At 66.6% G+C, this 23,775-nt stretch carries 21 protein-coding genes; 19 read left to right on the top strand and 2 right to left on the bottom strand.

The window, feature by feature from the left end; genetic code table 11:
• The first annotated feature begins 105 nt into the window (after window positions 1–105).
• Both GV068_RS07580 and GV068_RS07575 read left to right on the top strand, forming a co-directional pair.
• Complete coding sequence (locus tag GV068_RS07580; RefSeq protein WP_159696751.1) at window positions 106–891, top strand: DUF4142 domain-containing protein; 786 nt, start codon at window positions 106–108, stop codon at window positions 889–891.
• 76 nt (window positions 892–967) lie between these two features.
• The gene (locus GV068_RS07575; protein WP_229463885.1) at window positions 968–1,621 is read left to right on the top strand and encodes a DUF4142 domain-containing protein; all 654 of its coding nucleotides are present in this window, start codon (window positions 968–970) and stop codon (window positions 1,619–1,621) included.
• Window positions 1,622–1,657: 36 nt separating this feature from the next.
• Here the strand turns inward: GV068_RS07575 and GV068_RS07570 are convergent, their stop codons facing one another.
• A complete protein-coding gene (locus GV068_RS07570) occupies window positions 1,658–2,194 on the bottom strand; it encodes an FMN-binding negative transcriptional regulator (RefSeq protein ID WP_159696749.1) in 537 nt (178 codons plus the stop codon).
• Entirely contained in the window at window positions 2,194–2,658 is a 465-nt protein-coding gene (locus GV068_RS07565; RefSeq protein ID WP_159696748.1) for an OsmC family protein, read from the bottom strand. Before GV068_RS07565 ends, GV068_RS07570 begins: the two co-directional genes overlap by 1 nt.
• A 73-nt stretch (window positions 2,659–2,731) precedes the next feature.
• On the opposite strand from GV068_RS07565, the gene GV068_RS07560 reads away from it, so the two are divergent.
• The 17 genes from GV068_RS07560 to GV068_RS07480 all read left to right on the top strand — a co-directional run bounded on the left by GV068_RS07560 (window position 2,732) and on the right by GV068_RS07480 (window position 23,679).
• Window positions 2,732–4,219, top strand: a complete 1,488-nt coding sequence (locus GV068_RS07560; RefSeq protein WP_229463883.1) for a PLP-dependent aminotransferase family protein — start codon at window positions 2,732–2,734, stop codon at window positions 4,217–4,219.
• Window positions 4,220–4,308: 89 nt separating this feature from the next.
• Window positions 4,309–6,198 (top strand): glycoside hydrolase family 2 protein, encoded by a 1,890-nt coding sequence (locus tag GV068_RS07555; protein WP_159696747.1) that lies wholly within the window; start codon window positions 4,309–4,311, stop codon window positions 6,196–6,198.
• 332 nt (window positions 6,199–6,530) lie between these two features.
• Window positions 6,531–7,577, top strand: a complete 1,047-nt coding sequence (gene tssA, locus GV068_RS07550; protein ID WP_159696746.1) for a type VI secretion system protein TssA — start codon at window positions 6,531–6,533, stop codon at window positions 7,575–7,577.
• 77 nt (window positions 7,578–7,654) lie between these two features.
• Window positions 7,655–8,179, top strand: coding sequence for a type VI secretion system contractile sheath small subunit (gene tssB, locus GV068_RS07545; protein WP_159696745.1), 525 nt, complete (start codon window positions 7,655–7,657; stop codon window positions 8,177–8,179).
• A 10-nt stretch (window positions 8,180–8,189) separates the two neighbouring features.
• A complete protein-coding gene (tssC, locus tag GV068_RS07540; protein ID WP_159696744.1) occupies window positions 8,190–9,677 on the top strand; it encodes a type VI secretion system contractile sheath large subunit in 1,488 nt (495 codons plus the stop codon).
• Between the two features lie 117 nt (window positions 9,678–9,794).
• Entirely contained in the window at window positions 9,795–10,304 is a 510-nt protein-coding gene (locus GV068_RS07535; protein WP_159696743.1) for a type VI secretion system tube protein Hcp, read from the top strand.
• A gap of 64 nt (window positions 10,305–10,368) precedes the next feature.
• A complete protein-coding gene (locus GV068_RS07530) occupies window positions 10,369–11,154 on the top strand; it encodes a type VI secretion system accessory protein TagJ (RefSeq protein WP_159696742.1) in 786 nt (261 codons plus the stop codon).
• Window positions 11,147–11,659 (top strand): type VI secretion system baseplate subunit TssE, encoded by a 513-nt coding sequence (tssE, locus tag GV068_RS07525; protein ID WP_159696741.1) that lies wholly within the window; start codon window positions 11,147–11,149, stop codon window positions 11,657–11,659. The genes GV068_RS07530 and tssE overlap by 8 nt, the downstream gene beginning before the upstream one ends.
• Window positions 11,656–13,545, top strand: coding sequence for a type VI secretion system baseplate subunit TssF (tssF, locus tag GV068_RS07520; RefSeq protein ID WP_159696740.1), 1,890 nt, complete (start codon window positions 11,656–11,658; stop codon window positions 13,543–13,545). The genes tssE and tssF overlap by 4 nt, the downstream gene beginning before the upstream one ends.
• Complete coding sequence (gene tssG / locus GV068_RS07515) at window positions 13,530–14,537, top strand: type VI secretion system baseplate subunit TssG (RefSeq protein ID WP_159696739.1); 1,008 nt, start codon at window positions 13,530–13,532, stop codon at window positions 14,535–14,537. Before tssF ends, tssG begins: the two co-directional genes overlap by 16 nt.
• A gap of 26 nt (window positions 14,538–14,563) precedes the next feature.
• Entirely contained in the window at window positions 14,564–17,272 is a 2,709-nt protein-coding gene (gene tssH / locus GV068_RS07510; RefSeq protein WP_159696738.1) for a type VI secretion system ATPase TssH, read from the top strand.
• A gap of 35 nt (window positions 17,273–17,307) precedes the next feature.
• Window positions 17,308–17,883, top strand: coding sequence for a hypothetical protein (locus GV068_RS07505; protein ID WP_159696737.1), 576 nt, complete (start codon window positions 17,308–17,310; stop codon window positions 17,881–17,883).
• A gap of 43 nt (window positions 17,884–17,926) precedes the next feature.
• Window positions 17,927–18,316 (top strand): DUF4280 domain-containing protein, encoded by a 390-nt coding sequence (locus tag GV068_RS07500; protein WP_159696736.1) that lies wholly within the window; start codon window positions 17,927–17,929, stop codon window positions 18,314–18,316.
• Window positions 18,317–18,332: 16 nt separating this feature from the next.
• Complete coding sequence (locus GV068_RS07495; RefSeq protein WP_159696735.1) at window positions 18,333–20,408, top strand: type VI secretion system Vgr family protein; 2,076 nt, start codon at window positions 18,333–18,335, stop codon at window positions 20,406–20,408.
• 6 nt (window positions 20,409–20,414) lie between these two features.
• Window positions 20,415–21,272: a hypothetical protein gene (locus tag GV068_RS07490; protein WP_159696734.1), complete on the top strand. Its 858-nt coding sequence runs from the start codon at window positions 20,415–20,417 to the stop codon at window positions 21,270–21,272.
• A gap of 36 nt (window positions 21,273–21,308) precedes the next feature.
• Window positions 21,309–22,187, top strand: coding sequence for a DUF3365 domain-containing protein (locus GV068_RS07485; protein WP_159696733.1), 879 nt, complete (start codon window positions 21,309–21,311; stop codon window positions 22,185–22,187).
• A gap of 25 nt (window positions 22,188–22,212) precedes the next feature.
• On the top strand, window positions 22,213–23,679 hold the full coding sequence (locus GV068_RS07480) for a serine/threonine-protein kinase (protein WP_159696732.1): 1,467 nt from the start codon (window positions 22,213–22,215) through the stop codon (window positions 23,677–23,679).
• Window positions 23,680–23,775 lie beyond the last annotated feature (96 nt).

The following is a 23,775-nucleotide window of genomic DNA, read 5'->3' as shown; positions in this document are numbered from 1 at the left end:
GCGCTACACTCGAAAGCGCTCGACATCTTCTGATGTCAGAAGAAGGAGACGCCGCCGGCCCAGGTCTGGCGGCAGCCCATACCATCGAAAAAACAGGAGAACGTCATGCAGAAGAATTCAGTAGTGAAGAAATTGCTCGCCGTGAGCGCAGTCGCCGCCATGTTCAGCGCCTTCGGCGTCCAGGCCCAGACCAGCGGCCAGAGCGCCCAGTCCATGAGCAACCAGAGCGCGACCGGCAAGCAGAACATGACCGGCAAGACCGCTGCCGACGGCACCGTCAACAACACCAGCAGCCAGGGCATGGAAGACCGCAGCGGCCAGATGGGCGCCACCCGCGCCGACAGCGCCAAGTCGCACACCTCCGGTTCGAGCTCGATGCAGTCGACCTCGGGCGCATCGGGCGCCGCCGGCGCCACCGCATCCGGCGCAGCCAAGCTGAGCGCCGCCGACAAGAAGGCGATGATGGACATGGCCGTGGCCAACATGGCCGAAGTCGAAACCGGCAAGCTGGCGCTGAGCAAGAGCCAGAACGCCGAGGTGAAGACCTTCGCCCAGCAGATGATCGACGACCACGGCAAGGCCTTGTCCGATCTGCAGACCCTGGCCCAGGCCAAGGGCGTGACCCTGCCGACCGAACTCGACGCCAAGCACAAGGCCATGTCGGCCAAGCTGGAGAAGCTGAGCGGCGATGCCTTCGACAAGGCCTACATGAAGCAGGCCGGCCTGGCTGACCACAAGGCCACCCATGCCAAGCTGCAAAAGATCAGCAAGAGCGCGAAGGATACGGATGTGAAGGCCGCGGCCGACAAGACGATCCCCACCGTCGAGCAGCACCTGAAGGCTGCCCAGCAGATGTCGACCGCCAAATCGGGAACGACCTCTGGCAAATAAGCGGCTGATGCTCAGCAGCTAGTCAATGCCGGCGGCACGCCAGCGCCGCCGGCCCGCAGTGCATCAAGGAGATTTCATGCAGAAGAGACCGCGCATCCACGCTGCGCTTGCGCTGTCGTTCGCCGGCGCCATGTTCGCTGCCACCACGCAAGCCCAGACCGCCCAGCCCGCTGCCCCGGCAGCCGCACCCGCCGCCAAGGCGCCCGCCAAGCTCGACCGCTCAGACCGCAATTCGCTGATCGAGATGGCCCAATCCAACATGGCCGAAATCTCGAGCGCCAAGCTGGCGCTGACCAAGGCCGCCAATCCCGAAATCAAGGCCTACGCCCAGCGCATGGTCGACGAGCACACCAAGGCGCTTGCCGAGGTGCAGGCGCTGGCCCAGGCCAAGGGCGTCGAGCTGCCCAAGGAGCTGACCGTCAAGCACAAGGCCAAGGGCGCGATGCTCGAAGCCCTGAGCGGCGACATTTTCGACCGCACCTACATGAAGCAGTCGGGCCGGCGCGACCACCGCGTCACGCACGAACAGCTGCGCGACGGCATGGACAAGATCAAGGATCCGGACATCAAGGCCCTGGCCATGAAGATGCGTCCGATCGTCGAGCAGCACCTGCTGGCAGCGGACGAGCTGATCGCCCGCACGGCGCGCAACGCCACCGGCACGGCCGGTACGCCGGGCAACGACACCAGCACCGCGACCGGCAAGGAGCCGACGCCGATGAAGAAATAAACGGGCCACACGCACCCTGCGGGCGCCCCGTTCGGCTCAAGCCGTCGGGGCGCCTTTCCATTTGCCCTCGATGCGCTCGATCGCGATCTCGATGCCGACGATCGCCTTGAGCATGCCGTCGATATAGGCCGGTGGCGCATCCGCCACCGACCACGGATGCGCCAGCCCCGCCTCGTGGTGCTGCGTTTGCCCGTGCAGCAAGTCGAGCAGCCAGCCCGGCTCCTCGATCGCGCGCAGGCGCCCGTGCACGTGCACCACGTGGTAGTCCCAGGTCGGCACTACGCGTCCGCCGGTGGCGAGCTTTTCCTGCTGGTCGGGCGGCACGTAGGCGGCGGGGCCGCGAAATACCGCCAGCACCTGCTGGCCGGCGCGGCGCCACAGCGGGTTGGCGCGCGCCACGTGGGCGCGCAGGATGCCGAGTCCCTGCGCGCCACCATCGGCGAACTCGAAGGGAAGGTGGTCGGCGTCCGGCAAGGCGCCGTCGTGTGTGACGAGCATGCCCAGCGCGTGCTCGCGGATCAGCGCGCGCATGGCCAGCGGGTCCTGCTGGCGGTGGCGGGTCGGCAGGTACATCAGCGCGCCCCCATGACGATGACGGCGGTCTTGAGCGAATTCGCGATGTAGCAGCGCTCGTGGGCGGCGTGGTGCAGGGCGTCCAGTTGGGTGCTTGACGGCTGGCGCTCGCCCGCGAACACGATCGCGGGGCGCAGCTCGATGCGGCTCATCGCCACGCGTCCATCCTCGTCCGCGCCGAGCACGCCTACGGCGCGGTCCTCGTAGCTGTCCACCGTAAAACCCTGGCTTGCCGCGAGCGACAGGAAGAACAGCATGTGGCAGCTGGAGGCCGCCGCCACCAGCGCTTCTTCCGGATCCACGGCCGCGGCATCGGACATCGGCAGCGGTACCGACAGCGGCGAGGACGAGGCGCGCAGGCGCAGGCCGCCGTCGAATTCCCAATCGTGGGCGCGGCTGTAGCGCCCGTCCAGGAAAGCCTGGCCAGCGCGCTGCCAGGCGACCCGTGCTTCGAACTCCTTCATCGTTCCTCCGTTGATGTGATGCCGCCATCTTAGCCAGCACCTTGGCTTGCTCAAAGTGCCAATCCGAGCGAAGATGGGCGTACCAATCATGCTCGTCCACGAACTCATCGCCGCCGCGCCGCTCGACCGCGCCGCCGCCATTCCCCTGTTCCGCCAGCTGTATGCGCGGCTAAAGGAAGCCATCCTGCACGGCCGCCTGCGGCCGGGGGCGCGCCTGCCCGCCACGCGCGAGCTGGCGCAGCAGCTGCAGGTGTCGCGCCAGACCGTGCTGGCCGCCTACGAACAGCTGACGGCCGAGGGCTACCTGCGCGGCGGGGTAGGGCAGGGCACCTTCGTGGACGCCGCCCTGCCGGCGCCATCGCAGGGAGATGAGGATTTGGCGCGCGGCGCCATGCGTCCGCTGCCGGAGCGGGGCGCGGCGCTGGCTTCGAGCATGGCGCGGGTGCGCCACCACCACGGGCTGCTCCGCGCCTTTCGGCCCAGCATGCCGGGCCTCGACCTGTTCCCCTTCGAGACCTGGCGCAAGCTGGAAGCGCAGCAGTGGCGCCGCCGCACGCTGCCGCTCGGCTACGGCGCCGGCGCCGGCCATCCCGAGCTGCGCGAACTGCTGTGCGCCTACCTGAACGCTTCGCGCGGGGTGCGCTGCACGCCGGACCAGATCATCGTCACCACCGGTTCGCAGCAGGCCCTGTACCTGCTGGCCCAGCTGCTGTTGGCGCCGGGCGAGGGCGTGTGGCTGGAGTCGCCCGGCTACCAGGGCGCCGCCGCACCCTTCGAGGTGGCGGGCGCGCGCATCTGCCTGGTGCCGGTGGATGCCGAGGGCATGGACGTGGCTTATGCCGCCGACCGTTTCCCGGATGCCGCCATGGTCTTCGCCACGCCCTCGCACCAGCTGCCGCTGGGCGTGACCATGAGCCTGGCCCGCCGCCTCGAGCTGCTGCGCTGGGCCGAAGTGCAGCGCGCCTGGATCGTCGAGGACGACTACGACAGCGAGTACCGCTACACCGGTCCGCCGCTCGCTTCGCTGCAAAGCCTGGACCGCGCCGGCTGCGTGATCTACGTCGGCACCTTCTCGAAGGTGCTGTTCCCCGGCCTGCGCCTGGGCTATGTGGTGGCGCCGCCGGCGCTGGCCGAAGCGCTGGCACAGGCCAAGGCGGTGGTCGACCGCCACAGCCCGATCGTGCCGCAGGCGGTGCTGGCCGACTTCATCCGGCAGGGCCATTTTGCGCGCCACATCCGGCGTACCCGCGAGGCGTATGCGGAGCGGCGCGCGACGATGCTGGCGTCGCTCGACCGGCAGCTGGGCGGCATGCTGGCCTGCGGCCCGACGGATGCAGGACTCGATGTCTGCGTCCATCTGACGGGGCCCCTGGCCGAAGCCGATGCGGTGGCGCGCGCCACCGCCGCGGGCGTGGATGTGCGGCCGCTTTCCTACTTCACGCATCCGCAGGCCGGGCCGGATTGCGCGGTGCGTCCCGGGATGCTGCTCGGCTTCTCGGCCTTCACGCCGGCGGAGATCCGCGCCGGCGTCGCGCAACTGGCGCAGGCCTTTGCGGCCTGAGGCGAACTGCGCTTTACCTGCTCATCCATTGCCGATACCATCGTCGAGACGGAACTGGAAACCTTCCCAAAACCGAAGGAGAAAAGAGGATGAGACATCTGGTCGCAGCGCTACTCGCCTGCGTGCTTCACTGCCCGGCCCTGGCGGCCGACCCGCCGCAGGTGGTCGACGTGCAGCTGGCCGGCCAGCCTGCCACCGCGGCGCGCGACAGCGCCCTGATGGCGCCGCTGCAGAACGTGTATGGCCGCAGCCACCTGAGCCTGAACGGCCGCTGGAGCTACATCATCGACCCCTACGAGAACGGCTACTACGATTATCGCCGCCAGGCCTTCGACGCGTCCAAAAGCGGCAAGGGCGGCTTCTACGACGACCGCAAGCCGAAGGACAAGGGCGATTGGGTCGAGTACGACTTCGAGCGCGCCCCGACCATGAAGATTCCGGGCGACTGGAATTCGCAGGCCGAGAAGCTGCAGCTGTACGAGGGGACCGTGTGGCTGCGCCAGGTGTTCGAGGCCGACCCGAAACCGGGCCGCCACTATGTGCTGTATTTCGGCGCCGTCAACTACGAAGCCCACGTCTACCTGAACGGCAAGAAGCTCGGCATGCACAAGGGCGGCTTCACACCCTTCCAGTTCGACGTCAGCGGCAAGCTGGCCAAGGGCCGCAACGTGGTCGTGGTCAAGGCCGACAACACGCGCCGCCAGGACGAGATCCCGACCGTGAACACCGACTGGTGGAACTACGGCGGCATCACGCGCGACGTGCTGCTGGCCGAGATGCCGGCCACCTACATCGCCGACTACAAGCTGCAGCTGGCGAAAGGCGATGCACGCCACATCGAAGGCTTCGTGCAGATGGCCGGTAGCGGCAAGGCGCAGCAGGTGACCGTGGCGATCCCCGAAGCGGGCATCAAGGCCAGCGTGCGGCTCGATGCGAACGGCCGCGCCGCGATCAAGCTCCCGGTCAAGAAGCTCGACTACTGGTCGCCCGAGAAGCCCCGGCTGTACACGGTCGAACTCATGGCTGGCGAAGACAGGGTGGTCGACCGCATCGGCTTTCGCACCATCGAGACGCGCGGCCAGGACATCCTCCTGAACGGCAAGCCGGTGTTCCTGCGCGGGATCTCGCTGCATGAGGAAAACCCCCTGATTCCAGGACGCCTGCGCGGCCAGGGCGACATGCGCATGCTGCTGCAGTGGGCCAAGGAACTGAACTGCAATTTCGTCCGCCTGGCCCACTATCCACACAGCGAGGAGATGACCCGCCTGGCCGACGAGATGGGCCTGATGGTGTGGGCCGAAGTGCCGGTCTACTGGACCATCTCGTGGACCAACCCGGCCACATTGGCGAACGCCGGGACCCAGCTGACCGACATGATCGTGCGCGACAAGAACCGCGCCAGCGTGGTGGTGTGGTCGGTCGGGAACGAGACCCCGATCAGCGCGCCGCGCAATGCCTTCATGGGCAGCCTGGTGCGCACCGCGCGCGCCCTCGACGACACCCGCCTGGTGGCGGCCGCGCTCGAGATCCACCGCACGGGCCGCGACATCACCATCAACGATCCCTTGGCCAGCGAGATCGACCTCGCCAGCTTCAACGAATACGCCGGCTGGTACTGGGCCAGCAATGCCGAGATGCTCGACTTCCGCTTCGACATCCGCCTCGACAAGCCAGTGGTGATCACCGAGTTCGGCGCCGATGCGCTGGGCGGCTACCACGCCGATGCCGACACGCGCTGGAGCGAGGAATACCAGGACCGCCTGTACCAGAACCAGTTCCGGATGCTGGCCGGGATCCCGGGCCTGCGCGGGATGACGCCCTGGGTGCTGGCCGATTTCCGCTCGCCGCGGCGCCAGCATCCCTACTTCCAGGACTTCTGGAACCGCAAGGGTCTGATCTCGGACGACGGCAAGAAAAAGCAGGCCTTCTGGACCCTGAAAAAACACTACGACGAGGTGCAGCGGCGCTACGAAAACTAAGCGAACAAAGCGGTTTCCAGGCAAGGCGCGCGACGCTGTACGGTGTCGCGCGCCTTGTCGTTTATTACTATAAATTTCATAACATTATGGACGATGGGTAGACTTTCCAAGTGAAAAAGTCAATGCCTTTGATTTGATTTAGATAAAAAAAAATTATCTTTTTTCACTAACCTTGAGGCCGCTAGGTGGCGTATAGTGCGCAAAAACAAGAGTAAAACTCACTCGGAAAACGAGTAAGTCTCGCTTACCCATAACAACAAACACGATGGCGCACGCGGGGGGAAACCTTCACCGTGACGCCGTTGGTGATCCAAAACGAACCACGCGCAATCATGAGTATTGTCGACGTCGATGTCCTGCTCCAGGAAGTGGAAGCGGGCATGCCATGCGGTCCGAACCTCGAGTACGACCCGCTGTTCCTGGAGCTTGAGCAGAACGCTCTCGGCAAGCCCGAAGTCCAGTACGGCGCCACCATCGTTCCAGCCGTTCCTCCGGAATGGAAGCTGGTCAAGAAGCAGGCCTTCGAGCTGCTCGGCCGTTCGCGCGACCTGCGCGTGGCCATGCTGCTGGTGCGCAGCCTGCTGGCCCTGCACGCGATCCCCGGTTTTGCCGACGGCCTGAAGCTGGTCGAGCGCCTGGTCGACGAGCGCTGGGACAGCGTGCACCCGCAGCTGGACCCGGATGACGACAACGATCCGACCCTGCGCATCAATTCCCTGGCCACCCTGCTGGACGCTTCCTCGATCCTCCGCGAGCTGAAGGAGACCGCCTTCATCCAGCTGCCCAACCTCGGTCCGCTGTCGGTGCGCGTGCTCGAAGTGTCGTCGGGCGAGACCCCGCCGCCGGCGGGCCAGGCCGCGATTGCCCAGTCCAGCATCGACGCCGCGCTGCGCGACGTGCGGCCCGAAGCCATGCTGGAAGCGACAGCCGCGGTCAGCCAGGCGCACGACAGCGCCGCCGCCCTCGAAGCCGCGCTGGTGCGCCAGGTCGGCGCCGCCAATGCGCTCGACATGGGCATCCTGAAACGCCAGCTGCGCCGCATGCGCGACACGCTGGCTCCCCACCTGCCGCAGACGGAGGAGAACGAGGCCATGCCCGACACCCTCGCCCAGGAAGACAGCACCGCCGCGCCTTCCGCCGGCGTGCCCGCCGCGGCGCCCGCCGCCATCAGCGGCGAGATCAACAGCCGCGCCGACGTGGTGCGCATGCTCGACAAGATCCTGGCCTACTACCAGCGCAACGAACCTTCCAGCCCCGTGCCGATGCTGCTCGAGCGCGCCAAGCGGCTGGCACCGAAGAGCTTCTTTGAAATCATGGAAGAACTGGCGCCCGAGAGCGTCAACCAGCTGAAGATCCTTCGCGGTCCGGAAGCGGCCTGAGACCCAGGCCGCATCACCGGCATCGCGAGCAGCCGTCCAGGCAAAAGCCGTGTAGTCCAATCCTGAAGGAGTCAATCGTGGGCAAAGAGAGTAGCCAGAAGTTCATCGCGCGCAATCGTGCGCCGCGTGTGCAGATCGAGTACGACGTCGAGGTGTATGGCGCCGAGAAGAAGGTCCAGCTGCCGTTCGTGATGGGCGTGCTGTCGGACCTGTCCGGCCAGCCGGCCGAGCCGCTGGCGCCGGTCGCCGACCGCAAGTTCCTCGACATCGACGTCGACAACTTCGACGAGCGCCTCAAGGCCATGAAGCCGCGCGTCGCGGTGCAGGTGCCGAACACCCTGACCGGCGAAGGCAACCTGGCGGTCGACCTGACCTTCGAGAGCATGGACGACTTCACGCCGGCCGCGATCGCCCGCAAGGTCGAGCCGCTGCGCAAGCTGCTGGAAGCACGCGGCCAGCTGGCCAACCTGATGACCTACATGGACGGCAAGACCGGCGCCGAGGAACTGATCGGCAAGCTGCTGGCCGAACCGACCCTGATGCAGGCGCTGACCTCGGCGCCGAAGCCTGCCGACGCATCTGCCGACGCCACTGCCCAATAAGGAGAACACGATGTCTGAAGCACTCGCCGATGTACAGCAGGAGTCCGGCACGCTCGAGATGAGCGACTTCGGCGCCCTGCTGCAAAAGGAATTCAAGCCGCAATCCGACAAGGCCAAGGAATCGGTCGAAGTCGCGGTGCGCACCCTGGCCGAGCAGGCCCTCGCCGGCGCCAACCTGGTCTCGGGGGACGTGCTGGCCACGATCCAGAGCCTGATCGCGGCGCTCGACCAGAAGCTTACCGAGCAGATCAACCTGATCATGCACGCCGAGGAATTCCAGAAGCTGGAAGGCGCATGGCGCGGCCTGCACTACCTGGTGAACAACACCGAAACCGACGAGATGCTCAAGATCCGCGTGATGAACATCTCGAAGAACGACATGGCCAAGTCGCTCAAGAAGTTCAAGGGCACGGCCTGGGACCAGAGCCCGCTGTTCAAGAAGATGTACGAGGAAGAGTATGGCCAGTTCGGCGGCGAGCCCTTCGGTTCGATCGTGGCCGACTACTACTTCGACAATAGCGCCCCGGACGTCGAGCTCCTGACCTCGATGGCCAAGATCTCGGCCGCCGCCCACGCTCCGCTGATCGCCGGCGCCGCGCCCTCCGTCATGCTGATGGAGTCCTGGAACGAGCTGGCCAACCCGCGCGACCTGACCAAGATCTTCCAGACTCCCGAGCACGCCGCCTGGCGTTCCTTCCGCGAGTCCGAGGATTCGCGCTACGTCGGCCTGGCCATGCCGCGCTTCCTGGCGCGCCAGCCCTACGGCGCCAAGACCGACCCGGTGGAAGCCTTCGATTTCGAGGAAGACACCAGCGCCCCGGGCTCGAAGAACTACGCCTGGGCCAACGCGGCCTACGCGATGGCGGTGAACATCAACCGCTCGTTCAAGGAATACGGCTGGTGCTCGCGCATCCGCGGCGTCGAGTCCGGCGGCGCGGTCGAAGGCCTGCCTGTGCATGCCTTCCCGACCGACGACGGCGGCGTGGCGATGCAGTGCCCGACCGAGATCGCGATCTCCGACCGGCGCGAAGCGGAACTGGCGGCCAACGGCTTCATGCCGCTGGTGCACAAGAAGAACACCGACTTCGCCGCCTTCATCGGCGCCCAGTCGATGCACAAGCCGGCCGAGTACGACGATCCGGACGCCACCGCCAACGCCAACCTGGCCGCGCGCCTGCCTTACCTGTTCGCGACCTGCCGCTTCGCCCACTACCTGAAGTGCATCGTGCGCGACAAGGTCGGCTCCTTCAAGGAGCGCGCCGACATGCAGCGCTGGCTGCAGTCGTGGATCATCAAGTACGTCGACGGCGACCCGGGCAACTCGAGCGAAAGCACCAAGGCCCGCAAGCCGCTGGCCGCCGCCGAGGTGGTGGTCGAGGAAGTCGAAGGCAATCCGGGCTACTACAGCTCCAAGTTCTTCCTGCGTCCGCACTACCAGCTGGAAGGCCTGACGGTGTCCCTGCGCCTGGTGTCGAAGCTGCCCTCGGCCAAGGGCTGAGTAATCGGTTCAGATTCAGCGGTTAAAGTTCATCGGTTCATGTAGCAACGCGCGGGCAAGCCTCCTTGCCCGTTCACTCACATCGCCGGTACATCCGGCAAACTAGGGAGAGATGCAATGGCATTAGATATGTTCATCAACATGGGCGACAACATCAAGGGCGAATCGGCCGACTCCGTGCGCGGCGCGAAGGGCGACATCGACGTCCTGGCCTGGAGCTGGGGCATGTCGCAGTCCGGCACCACCCACATGGGCGGCGGCGGCGGCGCCGGCAAGGCCAACTTCCAGGACGTGAGCTTCACGAAGTATGTCGACGCGTCGACCAACGCGATCATGACCGCCCTGGCCAAAGGCACGCACATCCCGAAAGTGCAGCTGCTGGTGCGCAAGTCCGGGGAAGGGCAGCAGGATTACATGCACATCATCATGGAAGAAGTCCTCGTGACCTCGCTCTCGACCGGTGGCAGCGGCGGTGAAGACCGCCTGACCGAGAACGTGACGCTGAACTTCGCCAAGGTCACCTTCGGCTACAAGCCGCAGAAGTCGGAAGGCAGCCTCGAAGCGGTCAAGCCGTTTGCCTGGGATATCGCCGGCAACGTTGCCGGCACCGCGCAAGACGTCGCCTGACGCAGCAATCCGGCGGCCCCTTGCCGGGCCGCCTTTTCCGTCTCTTTCCATATCAGGACAAGCCATGCAAGCGCAAGCGTTGATCAAGGAAGGCAAACTGGCCGAGGCGCTCGCCGCACTGCAGGCCCAGGTCCGCAGCGAACCGTCGAACGCGAAGCACCGCATCTTCCTGTTCCAGCTGCTGTCCGTGATGGGGGACTGGAACCGCGCGCTGACCCAGCTGAACGTGGTGGGCGAACTCGATGCCGAGGCCTTGCCGATGGTGCAGACCTACCGCGAGGCGATCCAGTGCGAAGCGCTGCGCGCCGAAATCTTTGCCGGCCGCCGCGCGCCCCTGATCTTCGGCGAACCGCAGGACTGGCTCGGCCCGCTGGTCGAGGCGCTGCGCGTGGACGCCACCGATCCGGTCCACGCGGCCGCGCTGCGCGAACAGGCCTTCGCACAGGCGCCGGCTTCCAGCGGCAGCATCGACGGCGAGCGCTTCGACTGGCTGATGGATGCCGACGGGCGCCTGGGACCGGTGCTGGAAGCCGTCGTCAACGGCCGCTATTTCTGGATTCCCTTCAGCCGCATCGCCCGCATCGAGATCGACCCGCCGAGCGACCTGCGCGACACCGTCTGGACCGCGGCGACCTTTACCTGGACCAACGAGGCCCAGGCGGTCGGCCTGATCCCGACGCGCTACGACGGCAGCATCGACAGCCAGGACCACGCCATCAGGCTGGCGCGCCGCACCGAATGGCAGGACGGACGCGGCCTGGGCCAGCGCATGCTGGCCAGCGATAGCGCCGACTACGCCCTGATGGACGTGCGCGCGATCGTGTTCGACAACGTGGAAGCCCATGGCTGAACTGGCGCCGCGCGAACGCCTGCAGCCTTCGCTGCTGGACCGGCTGACCGACGAGGAGCCGGAACAGCAGGTCGAAGCGCGCGAGCGCCGCATCATGTCGATGCGCAGCCTGCGCGAAGGCGTGCTGCGCGACCTGGCCTGGTTGCTCAACACCACCAACCTCTTGTCGGTGACCGCGCAGGCGCCGACGCAGCGCCTGCCGCACCTGGCCGGCTCGGTCATCAACTACGGGATGCCCGACATCTCGGGCGCCTCGCTGGCGGGGATGAATACGGCCGACCTCGAACGGGCGATCCGCCAGGCGATCTGGGACTTCGAGCCGCGCCTGATCCGCTCCTCGGTGCAGGTCCGGGCCGCCAAATCCGACAGCATCACCAAGATCACTTTCGAGATCGAAGCCGACATGTGGGCACAGCCTTACCCCGAGCGGCTCTACATCAAGACCGAACTCGATTTGGACCAGGCCCACATCAGCCTGAGCGAATCGGCGGGCAGGCGGCCATGACCAATCCGCGCCTGCTGCGCTACTACAGCCAGGAACTGCAGCACCTGCGCGAGGTGGGCGGCGAGTTCGCCGCCCAGTACCCGAAGATCGCGGGCCGCCTCGGGCTGGAAGGCTTCGATTGCGCCGATCCTTACGTCGAGCGCCTGCTGGAAGGCTTTGCCTTCCTGACCGCGCGCGTGCAGATGAAGATCGACGCCGAGTTCCCGCGCTTCACCCAGCACCTGTCCGAGATCGTCCATCCGCACCTGCTGGCGCCGACGCCCTCGATGGCGATCGTGCAGCTGCAGCCCGACCTGTCCAACCCGGCCCTGAGCGCCGGCTACCAGGTCCCGCGCGGGAGCGGCATGCGCAGCGTGCTGGGCAAGGACGACGTCACCGCTTGCGAATACCGCAGCGCCCACGCCCTGACCCTGTGGCCGGTGGAGCTGGCCGAAGCGCGCTTCTTCACCCATGCCGGCAGCATCGCCGGCGTCGAAGCAAACCTGCCGCCCGGCGTCAAGGCCGGCCTGCGCCTGCGCCTGCGCACCACCAACGGCGCGCCCTTCAATACCCTGGCGCTGCAGCAGCTGGACCTGCACCTGCGCGGCGCCGACGACCTGCCGGGACGCATCCTGGAGAAGCTGCTGGGCAGCGTCGAGGGCGTGCTGGTGCTGCCGCGCCCGGCCGGTGGGGCGAACCCGGCCTGGCACCGCCTGCTGCCGAAGACGGCGCTGCAGCCGCGCGGCTTGCGCGAGGACGACGCGCTGCTGCCGAGCGGGCAGCGCAGCTTCCAGGGCTATCGCCTGCTGCAGGAGTACTTCGCCTTTGCCCAGCGCTTCATGTTCGTCGAACTGAACGGCCTGGGGCCCGCGGTGCGCGCCTGCGCCGAACGCGAGCTGGAAATCATCGTCCTCCTGAACCGCGGCGACGCGCGCCTGGAGCAGACCCTGGACGCCGGCCACTTCGCGCTGAACTGCACCCCGGTGGTGAACCTGTTCCAGCGCCGCGCCGACCGCATCAACCTGTCGGGCGAGCAGTACGAATACCACGTGCTGGTGGACCGCACCCGGCCGATGGACTTCGAGGTGCATGGGGTCGAGAGCGTGACCGGCTACGGCAGCGGCGCCGACGCCGAGCAAAGCTTCCATCCGCTGTACAGCGCACGCGACCTGCAGTCGTCCCTGCCTGAGCAGGCATTTTTCCAGGTGCGGCGCGAGCCGCGCGTGGTGTCGCAGCGCCAGCGCGCGCGTGGCCCGCGCTCGTCCTATGTCGGCAGCGAAACCTTCATCGCCATCGTCGATGCCGCCGAAGCGCCGTACCGCCACAGCCTGCGCCAGCTGGGATTGAACGTCTGGTGCACCAACCGCGACCTGCCGCTGTCGATGCCGCTCGGCGTCGGCAAGACCGATTTCATCCTCGACGACGGCGGACCGGTGCAGGCGATCCGCGTACTCGGCGGCCCCAGCCAGCCGCTGCCGTCCTTCGCCGAAGGCAGCATGGCCTGGCGCCTGATCAACCAGCTCTCGCTGAATTACCTGTCGCTGGTCGACAACGATCCGGACGAGGGCGCGCACGCGCTGCGCGAACTGCTGGCGCTGTACTGCCATCCGCTCGACCTGGCCAGCCAGCGCCAGGTCGAGGGCGTGCGCTCGATCGCCTCGAAAGCCATCACGCGGCGCATGCCGACGCCGGGCCCGATCACCTTCGGGCGCGGCCTGGAAATCACCGTGACCATGGACGATGCCGCCTTCGAAGGCGCCGGCGCCTTCGTGCTGGGCGGGGTGCTGAGCCACTTCTTCTCGCAATACGTGTCGATCAACGCCTTCACCGAGACCGTGATCCGTACCGTCGGGCGCGGCGAGATCATGCGCTGGCCGGCGAGGGGAGGCGCATGCGCGATCCTCTAGCACTCGAGCGCGAGCTGTTTGAGAAGGCCGAGCGCATGGACTTCTTCCAGATCCTGCGCCTGCTCGAGAATGCCCACCCGGACAAGCCGCGCATCGGCGCCTCGCTGCGCGCGCGCGACGATGCGGTGCGCTTCGGCCAGGACCCTTCGATGGCTTTCGAACCGACCGCGGTGCGCGGCTTCACGCCGGCCAACGCGGAGGCGCGCGCCCGGCTGGCGGTGAACTTCATCGGCCTGCTGGGACCGAATGGCCCGATGCCGCTGCACCTGACCGAGTACGCACGCGAACGCGCCCGCCATCAGGGCGACCGCACGCTGGCGGCCTTCCTCGACGTCTTCCACCACCGCATCGTGTCGCTGCACTACCGAGCCCGCGCCAGCGCCGAGCCGGCGATCAGCCTCGACCGCCCGGAGCTCGACCGCTTCGGCGACTACGTCGGCAGCCTGTTCGGCATCGGCAGCCCGGCGCTGCGCGGGCGCGACGAGATCGCGGACTTCGCCAAGCTGCATTTCGCCGGTCTGATGGCGAACCAGCGCCGCCCCGCGGCCGGCCTGGTCACGATCCTGCGGGCGTACTTCAAGCTGCCGGTCGCGCTCGAGCAGTTCGTCGGCCACTGGATGAAGATCCCGCTGGACGGCCAGACCCGGATCGGCATGCAGGACCAGGGCAACCGGCTGGGCAGCTCCGCCGTGCTGGGACGCACCGTGTGGGACTGCCAGCACAAGTTCCGCCTCGTGATCGGCCCGCTCGACTACGAAAACTACCAGCGCATGCTGCCCGGCGGCGACAGCATGAACCGCCTGCTGGCCTGGGTGCGCAACTACGCGGGCATGGTGCTCGACTGGGACGTGCGCCTGATCCTCGAGCAGCACGAGGTGCCGCGCCTGGCCCTGGGCAGCCGCCGCCTGGGATGGACCACTTTCCTCGCCAGCGGCCCGGCCCGGCGCGATGCGAGCCAACTCTTGATTAACCCAACAGCCTTTGCCGGCTGACCTCTTGATAAGCGAAAGAACCGATCATGGCCGAAATCAGTCGTGTTGCCCTCTTTGGAAAGCTCAATTCGCTGTGCTACCGCGCGATCGAGAGCAGTACCGTGTTCTGCAAGCTGCGCGGCAATCCCTATGTCGAGATGGTGCATTGGATGCACCAGATCCTGCAGCTGCAGGATTCGGACCTGCACCGCATCATCCGCCACTATGAGCTGGACGGCGCGGTGCTGGCGCGCGACCTGACGGCGGCGCTCGACCGCCTGCCGCGCGGCGCGACCTCGGTCACCGACCTGTCGGCCCAGGTGGAAGAGGCGGTGGAACGGGCCTGGGTGTTCGGCACCCTGATGTTCGGCGAGTCCCAGGTGCGCAGCGGCCACCTGGTGTTCGGCATGCTCAAGACGACCAACCTGCGCAACGCCCTGTACGCGATCAGCCGCCAGTTCGAGCGGGTCAAGGCCGACGACCTGTCGGAGCGCTTCTCGACCCTGCTGAAAGACTCGCCGGAAGCGAAGCTGGCGGCCAGCGACGGCTTCCAGGCCAGCGCGGCGCCGGGCGAAGCCTCGGGCGCGATCGCCCCGGCCCAGATGGGCAAGCAGGAAGCGCTCAAGAAATTCACGGTCGACCTGACCGAGCAGGCGCGCTCGGGCAAGATGGACCCGATCGTCGGCCGCGACGATGAGATTCGCCAAATGGTCGACATCCTGATGCGGCGCCGCCAGAACAACCCGATCATGATCGGCGAGGCCGGCGTCGGCAAGACCGCCGTGGTCGAGGGATTCGCCCAGCGCATCGCGCGCGGCGACGTGCCGCCAATGCTCAAGGACGTGAAACTGCTGACGCTCGACGTCGGCCTGCTGCAGGCCGGCGCCAGCATGAAGGGCGAGTTCGAGCAGCGCCTGCGCTCGGTGATCGACGAGGTGCAGGCCAGCCAGCAGCCGATCATCCTGTTCATCGACGAAACCCATACCCTGGTCGGCGCCGGCGGCGCGGCCGGCACCGGCGACGCCGCCAACCTCTTGAAACCCGCGCTGGCGCGCGGCACCCTGCGCACCATCGGCGCCACCACCTTTGCCGAGTACAAGAAGCACATCGAAAAGGACCCGGCGCTGACCCGCCGCTTCCAGAGCATCCAGGTGGACGAGCCGAGCGAAGAGCGCGCGATCCTGATGATGCGCGGCGTGGCGTCGACCATGGAGAAGCACCACCAGGTGCAGATCCTCGACGAGGCGCTGGAGGCGGCCGTCAAGCTGTCGCACCGCTACATCCCGGCGCGCCAGCTGCCCGACAAGTCGGTCAGCCTGATCGACACCGCCTGCGCCCGCGTGGCCGTCAGCCTGCACGCCACCCCGGCCGAGGTCGACGACAGCCGCAAGCGCATCGAGGCGCTGAAGGTCGAGATGGAGATTATCCGCCGCGAAGGCGCGATCGGGATCGAGACCGGAGCGCGCATGCGCGACGCCGAGACCCTGCTGGCCGCCGAGCAGGATCGCCTCGCAGGGCTGGAGCAGCGCTGGAACGAGGAGCGCGCCCTGGTCGACGAGCTCCTGACGCTGCGGGCGAAGCTGCGTGACGGCGCCCGTCCGGTGGAAGGTACGGGCAGCAAGCTGGAAGCGGCCGCCGACATGACGCCCGTCACGGACGAAAACGAGCGCGCCGCGCTGAAGGAGCAGCTCAAGTCGGTGCAGGCGAAGCTGAGCGCGCTGCAGGGCGAGAACCCGCTGATCCTGCCGACCGTCGACTACCAGGCGGTGGCCGCGGTCGTGGGCGACTGGACCGGCATCCCGGTCGGCCGCATGGCGCGCAACGAGATGGAAACCATCCTCAACATCGCCTCCACCCTGAGCCAGCGCGTGATCGGCCAGGACCATGCGATGGAGATGATCGCCAAACGCATCCAGACCTCGCGCGCCGGCCTGGACAACCCGAGCAAACCGATCGGCGTGTTCATGCTGGCCGGTACCTCGGGCGTGGGCAAGACCGAGACCGCGCTGGCGCTGGCCGAAGCCCTGTACGGCGGCGAGCAGAACCTCATCACCATCAACATGAGCGAGTTCCAGGAAGCGCACACGGTGTCGACGCTGAAGGGCGCGCCGCCGGGCTACGTCGGTTACGGCGAGGGCGGGGTGCTGACCGAGGCGGTGCGCAGGAAACCCTATTCGGTGGTGCTGCTCGACGAAGTGGAAAAGGCGCATCCGGACGTGCACGAGATGTTCTTCCAGGTCTTCGACAAAGGCTTCATGGAAGACGGCGAAGGGCGCTTCATCGACTTCAAGAACACCCTGATCATCCTCACCACCAATGCCGGCACCGACCTGATCGCGGGCCTGTGCAAGGACCCGGACCTGGTGCCGGACCCGGAAGGCATGGCCAAGGCCTTGCGCGCGCCGCTGCTGAAGGTGTTCCCGCCGGCGCTGCTGGGCCGCCTGGTGACGATTCCCTACTACCCGCTGTCGGACGAGATGCTGGGCTCGATCGTCAGGCTGCAGCTGAACCGCATCAAGAAGCGCGTCGAGGCGCGCTACAAGATTCCGTTCGAGTACACCGGCGAGGTGGTCAAGCTGGTGGTGTCGCGCTGCACCGAGAGCGAGTCGGGCGGCCGCATGATCGACGCCATCCTGACCAACACCATGCTGCCGGATATCTCGCGCGAATTCCTGAACCGCATGATCGTGGGACAGCCGGTCGGCGGCGTGAAGGTCGGCGTCGAGAGCGGCGAGTTCGCATACCACTTTGATTGACATTGTTTTTTCAACGGACAACGAGGACGATAACCATGCCTTACACACAAGCAGACGTGGCCGCCGCCATTGCGCGTGCCAATGGACAGCAACTGGCAACCATCAAGGCGGGCGGTTTGAATGGTTTCACAGCCAGCGACCTGGGACAGTCGCGCACCGTGCAGACGCAGGGCAGCAGCCCGTACAAGAAAGGTACGGGCCATACTTTCTCGCATGTGGCGACCTTCGGCCAGGGGGCGCTGGATCCGAAGATCAAGGCGAGCGCTGCGATGGCCAGTGCGATCAAGTCGCAGTGGCAGGACCGCCGCACCGCGATTGCCGCGGCGACCGAGATGATCAATTCGCCGCAGGCCCAGCCGGGTATCGACTCCTTCCTGAATGGCGGACCGACCCCGGCCAACCCGGTCTGGCTGAAGCGCATTCCGCTCGACGATGTCTACTACGGCTACGAAGCCGGGTCGATGACGCCGCGTCTGGTCGAAACCGGCTCCATCAATTTCTGGATCGCCGGACATTCGCTGTTCATCTACAGCTGCTATCCGGACGGCTTCATTGCCGGCGTCAAGGGCCTGTGCGATCCGACCTTCGACATGCGCGGGCTGTTCGACTGATTCGTGCGCCCCACGCTCAATGGGGCGCGACCGGGAAAACGACATGCCAAATCAGGTTTCAATGGGCGCCATCATGAGCTGCACCTTCGGGGTGGCGCCTTCCTCGCTGGTGGTGCTCCCGAAGAACAAGGTGCTGTGCGAAGGACCGCCGGCCGCCAACATCATGGACCACATCCCGCTGGTGAACATCATGCCATTCGGGATGTGCAACTCGCCGTCCAACCCGACCGTCGCCGCCGCCACCGCGGCGGCGCTGGGCGTGCTTACGCCGATGCCCTGCGTGCCGGCGACCTCCGCGCCCTGGGTGCCCGGCGCACCGACGGTCATGATCGCCAACATGCCCGCCCTCGACAACGTCTCCAAGTGCATGTGCAACTGGGGCGGCGTGATCGGCTTCACCAACGCCGGCACCGTCAAGACCATGATTCCCTGAACCGAGTATCCGAAGAATGCCGATCGTCCCTACCCAAGCCCAGCGTGAAGTATCCGTCAAGTCGGCGCTCGCCGACGACGTGCTCCTGTTCCGGAGCATGAGCTGCAGCGAAGCGCTGGGCCGGATGTACACTTACCGCCTCGAACTGTTGTCGGCCAAGGGCGACATCAAGATCGCCGACGTGCTCGGGACCAGCATGACGGTGGTGCTCGACCTGCCGGAAGGCGGCTCGCGCTATTTCAACGGCATCGTCACGCGCTTCGCCTACCGCGGCTGGCGCGACGGCAGGGCCAGCTACGAGGCGGTGCTGCATCCCGCGCTATGGCTGCTGACCCGTTCTTCCAACTGCCGCATCTTCCAGGACAAGAGCGCGATCGATATCGTCAAGGCAGTGTGCGGCGATGCGGCCTATGGCGGCCTGATTTCGCTCGACGCCGGCAGCCTGTCCGCCACTCCGGCGGCGCGCACCTACTGCGTCCAGTACCGCGAGAGCGACTTCAACTTCGTCTGCCGGCTGCTGGAGGAAGAGGGCATCTATTTCTACTTCACCCACCAGGATGGCGCCCACACCATGGTGCTGGCGGACAGCTATGGCGCCCATGCACCGGCCGAGGGCTACGCCACGGTGCAGTTTCGCGACGAGGAGGCGCGCCGCGATCCGCTCGAGGAGGCGGTGACGCGTTTTGCACCGGGCGGCGAAATCCAGTCGAGCGTGTATGCGCTCAACGACTTCGACTTCGAAAAGGCATCCAGCAGCGTCGGTGGCGGCCTGCTGGTCAAGGCGACCATCGCCGCCGCCTTCGGCCAGGCGAGCTACGAGCAGTACGACTATCCCGGCCTGTACACGACCAGCAGCGCCGGCAGCGGCTTCGCACGTGCGCGCATGGAGGCGCTGCACGGCCAGTGCGAGCAGGTCGAGGCCTTTGGCAACGCGCGCGGCCTGACGACCGGCGCCCTGTTCACCCTGTCCGAGCACCCGCGCGACGACCAGAACCGCGAGTTCCTGATCACGTCCGCCGAGACCGAGATCGCCGGGATCGGTTACGGCAGCGATGGCGCCAATACCAGCACCCAGTTCCGCTGCGCCTTCCAGGCGGTCGGCAAGGAGCACAGCTACCGCGCGCCCGCAACGGCGCGCAAGCCCTTCGTGCAGGGGCCGCAGACGGCGATGGTGGTCGGCAAGGCCGGCGAAGAGATCTGGACCGACAAGTACGGCCGGGTCAAGGTGCAGTTCCACTGGGAGCGCAACGGCAAGGCCGACGAGACCAGCTCGTGCTGGGTGCGGGTCCAGCAGGGCTGGGCCGGGAAAGGCTGGGGCGCGATCTTCATCCCGCGCATCGGCATGGAAGTGGTGGTCAGCTTCCTCGAGGGCGATCCGGACCAGCCCTTGATCACGGGCTGCGTGTACAACGGCGACAGCATGCCGCCCTACGAGCTGCCGGCCGAGCAGACCAAGTCCACCATCAAGTCGAATTCTTCCAAGGGCGGGGGCGGCTTCAACGAGATCCGCTTCGAGGACAAGAAGGACAGCGAAGAGATCTTCGTCCAGGCCGAGAAGGACTTCAATCGCGTGGTGAAGAACAACGACACGCTGAAGGTCGGCTTCGAGAAGGCCGACAAGGGCGACCAGACCATCCAGATCAAGAACGACCGCAGCCTCGACGTCGGCCACGACCACAAGGAGCACGTGACCAACGACCACACGGTCAACGTCGACAACAACCAGACCATCACGATCAAGAACGACCGCAAGCTCGATGTCGGCAACAACCATACCGAGCACGTGGCGAACGACCACTCGGTAACGATCGACAACAACCAGACGGTGAACATCACCGGCGACCAGAAGGTGACGGTATCGAAGACCATCGTGGTCGAGGCGACCACCTCGATCGAGCTGAAAGTGGGCGGTAGCAGCATCAAGATCGAACCGGCCAAGATCACGATGAAGTCGACCCAGATCGCGATCGAGGCAGAGGCCAACATGGACGTCAAGGCCGGCGCCATGATGAACGTGAAGGCGGGTGCGCCGATGTCGGTGAAGTCGGATGCCATCGTGACCATCGAAGGCGCGCTGGTGAAGATCAATTAAAGGCCCATGATGCGTATTCGTTTGATGTTCGCCTGCCTGCCGCTGCTGCTCGCGGCCACCGTCCAGGCCCAGGCGCCGGCCGCGCCGCGCGCGGTGCTGACCCTGGCCGAGCAGCCGCTGCGCCTGGTCCGCGGCGCGGCCGTCTACAAGGCCGGCCCCGGGATCGCCGTGCAGAAGGACGACATCCTGGAAACCGGCGCCGCCGGCGCCCAGATCGAGGCCGGCCCGAACGCCATCCTGGCGCTGGGCCCGCAGACCCGCGTGCTGGTGCTGGAGCTGCCGCCCGGCGGCAAATCCTTTGAACTGGCGCTGCTGCAGGGCTGGGTCAAGCTGATGGCGGACACCCCGGCGCGGGTTGCCACGCCGGCGCTGCAGGTCACGCTGGCGAACGGTTCGACGATCGTGAGGAGCGCGGGCGACGGCCGCGATGCGGTGTTTGCGGAAGAGGGCGCCCAGCAGGCCGCGAAGGTCGACAAGGGGCGCGCCGGCGCGCCGCTCAAGCTAGCCGCCGAAGGCTATGCCGAAGTCGATCCGGCCAAGCCGCAGCCCGTGGCGGGGCGCCCGCCGCGCACCTATATCACGGCCATGCCGCCCGCTTTTCGTGACCGCCTGGCGCGCGTGCCGAACCTGCCGAATGCCGGCAAGGCGGCGCCCGGCAAGGAGCGCGAGGCCGATTTCGCCGATGTCGAGCCCTGGCTGACGGCGCGCCTGCCCGGCGTGAAATCCTTCGTTCCCCGCTTCCGCACGCGCCTGCTGGATGCGGAGTTCCGCAAGCAGCTCGAGCGCGTTCTCGGGCAGCAGGCCGATTGGAAGGCGGCGCTGCACCCGCCGGCCCGTCCGGGCGCCGCCACGTCGCTGTTCTGACGCAGCGGCCCATTACAGATTTTCAGGAGAGATGTCATGAAGCTTTCGATTGCCGCCAAGTTCAACCTGGTGTTCGTGTCCATCTTCGCTGTCGGCTTCCTTGCCGCCGGCGTGGTCGCCGACCGCCTGCTCAAGCAGAGCGCCAGGGAGGAGACGCTGCAGAACGCACGCCTGCTGCTGGAAGCGGCCAAGAGCGTGCGCGGCTACACCGCGACCCAGATCGCGCCGCTGCTGCGCAACCAGATGAAATTCGAGTTCCACCCGCAGTCGGTGCCCTCGTACTCGGCGGTGGAGAGCCTGAACACCGTTCTCAAGTCCTATCCGGACTTTTCGTACAAGGAAGCGACGCTGAACCCGACCAATCCGCGCGACAAGGCCTCGGACTGGGAAGTCGACGTGGTCAACAAGCTGCGCAGCACCGCCGACATGAAGGAATTCATCGGCGAGCGCGATACCGCGACCGGCCGCAGCCTGTACATCGCACGCCCGTTGCAGATCAAGGATCCGGTCTGCCTCGGCTGCCACACCACCGCGGCGGCGGCGCCCAAGACCATGGTCGACATCTACGGCCCGAACAACGGCTTCGGCTGGAAGCTGAACGAAATCGTCGGCGCCCAGGTGATCTCGGTGCCGATGGCGGTGCCGTTGGCCAGGGCCGACCAGATCTTCAAGACCTTCATGGCCTCGCTGTTCGGGGTGTTCCTGGTGGTGTTCGTGGCCCTGAACGTGATGGTGCACCTGTTCGTGACGCGTCGCATCAAGCACCTGGCGCTGGTCGCCGACGAGGTCAGCATGGGCAAGTTTGAAGCCCAGGAATTCGAGGTCAAGGGTAACGACGAGATCAGCGGCCTGGGACGCTCGTTCAACCGCATGCGCACCAGCCTGGCCAGCGCGCTGAAGATGCTGGAAGAGTAAGGCCGCAAAGGAAGAAGTGACAGGAATGCTAGAGAGAATCGGGAAATACCGCATCGACGGGGTACTCGGGACCGGCGCCATGGGCGTGGTCTACAAGGCTTACGACGCCAACATCGCGCGCACGGTCGCGCTCAAGACCATCCGCCGCGAGCTGCTCGACGGCCTGCAGGAAAGCGAACTGATAGCGCGTTTCAAGAACGAGGCCCAGGCCTCGGGCCGGCTGGTGCATCCGAACATCGTCGCCGTGTACGACTTCGGCGAGGTCGAGGACGCGACCTACATCGCGATGGAGTACGTGGACGGCACACCGCTGAGCGCCTTCCTGGCAAAGGAAACGGCGATGGACCCGGCCGCCAGCGTGAACTGCATCGGCCAGCTGCTGCGCGCGCTGGACTATGCCCACGCGCGCGGCGTGGTCCACCGCGACATCAAGCCGGCCAACGTGCTGGTGACCGCAGACGCCCAGGTCAAGATCACCGACTTCGGCATCGCCAAGATCGAGTCCTCGACCCTGACCCAGGTCGGCGCCGTGATCGGCACGCCCAGCTACATGTCGCCCGAACAGTTCAAGGGCGAGATGGTGGACGGCCGCTCCGACCTGTTCGCGGTCGGGATCGTGCTGTACCAGATGCTGACGGGATCGCGGCCCTTCACCGGCGCCGCGTCCGCCGTCATGCACCAGATCCTGAACGAGGACCCGGTGCCGCCCAGCGTGCGCAAGCCCGGGCTGCACCCGGCCTTCGATGCGGTGCTGGGCAAAGCCATGTCCAAGCGCATGGAGGACCGCTATCCGAACGCGCTGGCCTTCCTCGCGGCGCTCACCGAGGCCCATCTGCAGCACAACGGCGGCCTGCCGCTCACCGAGGAAGACAACGAGCGCACCGTGCTGGCCTTCCAGCCGCCGCCGCGCCCGATCGAGCCGGTGCGCCCGGCCACGCCCTCGCAGCATGGCGCGGCGCCGGCCCAGGTTTCTTCGCACGGCTCGAACCTGACCGCCAGTGCGCCCGAGTGGCTGCTGGCGCTGGCGCCGGACCTGCAGGTGGCGCTGTCGACCCAGATCGGACCGGTCGCCAAGCTGGTGCTGAAGAACACGGCGCGCGAAGCGGTCGACCTGGACGACCTGTGCGTGCGCCTGCTGCCGCACATCGGTTCGGATGCGGGGCGGGCCCAATTCCAGGAGGCGATCAAGGAGATCAAGAAGAAGCACGGCCTGTCGACCCTGTCGACCATGGGCGCGCGCAGCCAGGTTCATACCGGGGCGACCCAGCTGACCGCGATGACCGGCATGCCGACCCTGCTGCAGCTGAGTCCCGAGCTGATGGACGCTGCGCAGCAGAAGCTGGCCGTCTACGTCGGACCGATCGCCAAGATCCTGGCCAAGCGGGCCTCCAAGATGACGGGCAATGCCGACGAGTTCTACCGGCTGCTGGCCGAGAACCTGCCCGATCCCCAGGACCGCGCGCGCTTCCTGAGCGAAGTAAAGCGGGGCTAGGCCATCGGCACATATTGTATAAATAATATGCAAATGTATAATTGTTTGATAACCAACAGGTGTTGCCTGCGGCGCGGTCCGGTCCACTTCCCAGGA

Source organism: Massilia sp. 9I, assembly GCF_902506415.1.
Taxonomy (GTDB): Bacteria; Pseudomonadota; Gammaproteobacteria; order Burkholderiales; family Burkholderiaceae_D; genus Telluria.
Note: the sequence above shows the minus strand (reverse complement) of the source record. Positions and strands in the feature narration are given on the sequence as shown.

Excerpts from the sequence above, each read along its gene's own strand:
- GV068_RS07480 (WP_159696732.1), top strand. The coding sequence starts at position 22,213 with ATGCTAGAGAGAATCGGGAAATACCGCATCGACGGGGTACTCGGGACC.
- tssA (WP_159696746.1), top strand. The coding sequence starts at position 6,531 with ATGAGTATTGTCGACGTCGATGTCCTGCTCCAGGAAGTGGAAGCGGGC.
- GV068_RS07555 (WP_159696747.1), top strand. The coding sequence starts at position 4,309 with ATGAGACATCTGGTCGCAGCGCTACTCGCCTGCGTGCTTCACTGCCCG.
- GV068_RS07505 (WP_159696737.1), top strand. The coding sequence starts at position 17,308 with ATGCCTTACACACAAGCAGACGTGGCCGCCGCCATTGCGCGTGCCAAT.
- GV068_RS07565 (WP_159696748.1), bottom strand. The coding sequence starts at position 2,658 with ATGAAGGAGTTCGAAGCACGGGTCGCCTGGCAGCGCGCTGGCCAGGCT.
- tssF (WP_159696740.1), top strand. The coding sequence starts at position 11,656 with ATGACCAATCCGCGCCTGCTGCGCTACTACAGCCAGGAACTGCAGCAC.
- GV068_RS07485 (WP_159696733.1), top strand. The coding sequence starts at position 21,309 with ATGAAGCTTTCGATTGCCGCCAAGTTCAACCTGGTGTTCGTGTCCATC.
- GV068_RS07500 (WP_159696736.1), top strand. The coding sequence starts at position 17,927 with ATGCCAAATCAGGTTTCAATGGGCGCCATCATGAGCTGCACCTTCGGG.
- GV068_RS07495 (WP_159696735.1), top strand. The coding sequence starts at position 18,333 with ATGCCGATCGTCCCTACCCAAGCCCAGCGTGAAGTATCCGTCAAGTCG.
- GV068_RS07530 (WP_159696742.1), top strand. The coding sequence starts at position 10,369 with ATGCAAGCGCAAGCGTTGATCAAGGAAGGCAAACTGGCCGAGGCGCTC.
- GV068_RS07560 (WP_229463883.1), top strand. The coding sequence starts at position 2,732 with ATGGGCGTACCAATCATGCTCGTCCACGAACTCATCGCCGCCGCGCCG.
- GV068_RS07575 (WP_229463885.1), top strand. The coding sequence starts at position 968 with ATGCAGAAGAGACCGCGCATCCACGCTGCGCTTGCGCTGTCGTTCGCC.
- tssH (WP_159696738.1), top strand. The coding sequence starts at position 14,564 with ATGGCCGAAATCAGTCGTGTTGCCCTCTTTGGAAAGCTCAATTCGCTG.
- GV068_RS07535 (WP_159696743.1), top strand. The coding sequence starts at position 9,795 with ATGGCATTAGATATGTTCATCAACATGGGCGACAACATCAAGGGCGAA.
- GV068_RS07490 (WP_159696734.1), top strand. The coding sequence starts at position 20,415 with ATGATGCGTATTCGTTTGATGTTCGCCTGCCTGCCGCTGCTGCTCGCG.
- GV068_RS07580 (WP_159696751.1), top strand. The coding sequence starts at position 106 with ATGCAGAAGAATTCAGTAGTGAAGAAATTGCTCGCCGTGAGCGCAGTC.
- GV068_RS07570 (WP_159696749.1), bottom strand. The coding sequence starts at position 2,194 with ATGTACCTGCCGACCCGCCACCGCCAGCAGGACCCGCTGGCCATGCGC.
- tssE (WP_159696741.1), top strand. The coding sequence starts at position 11,147 with ATGGCTGAACTGGCGCCGCGCGAACGCCTGCAGCCTTCGCTGCTGGAC.
- tssG (WP_159696739.1), top strand. The coding sequence starts at position 13,530 with ATGCGCGATCCTCTAGCACTCGAGCGCGAGCTGTTTGAGAAGGCCGAG.
- tssC (WP_159696744.1), top strand. The coding sequence starts at position 8,190 with ATGTCTGAAGCACTCGCCGATGTACAGCAGGAGTCCGGCACGCTCGAG.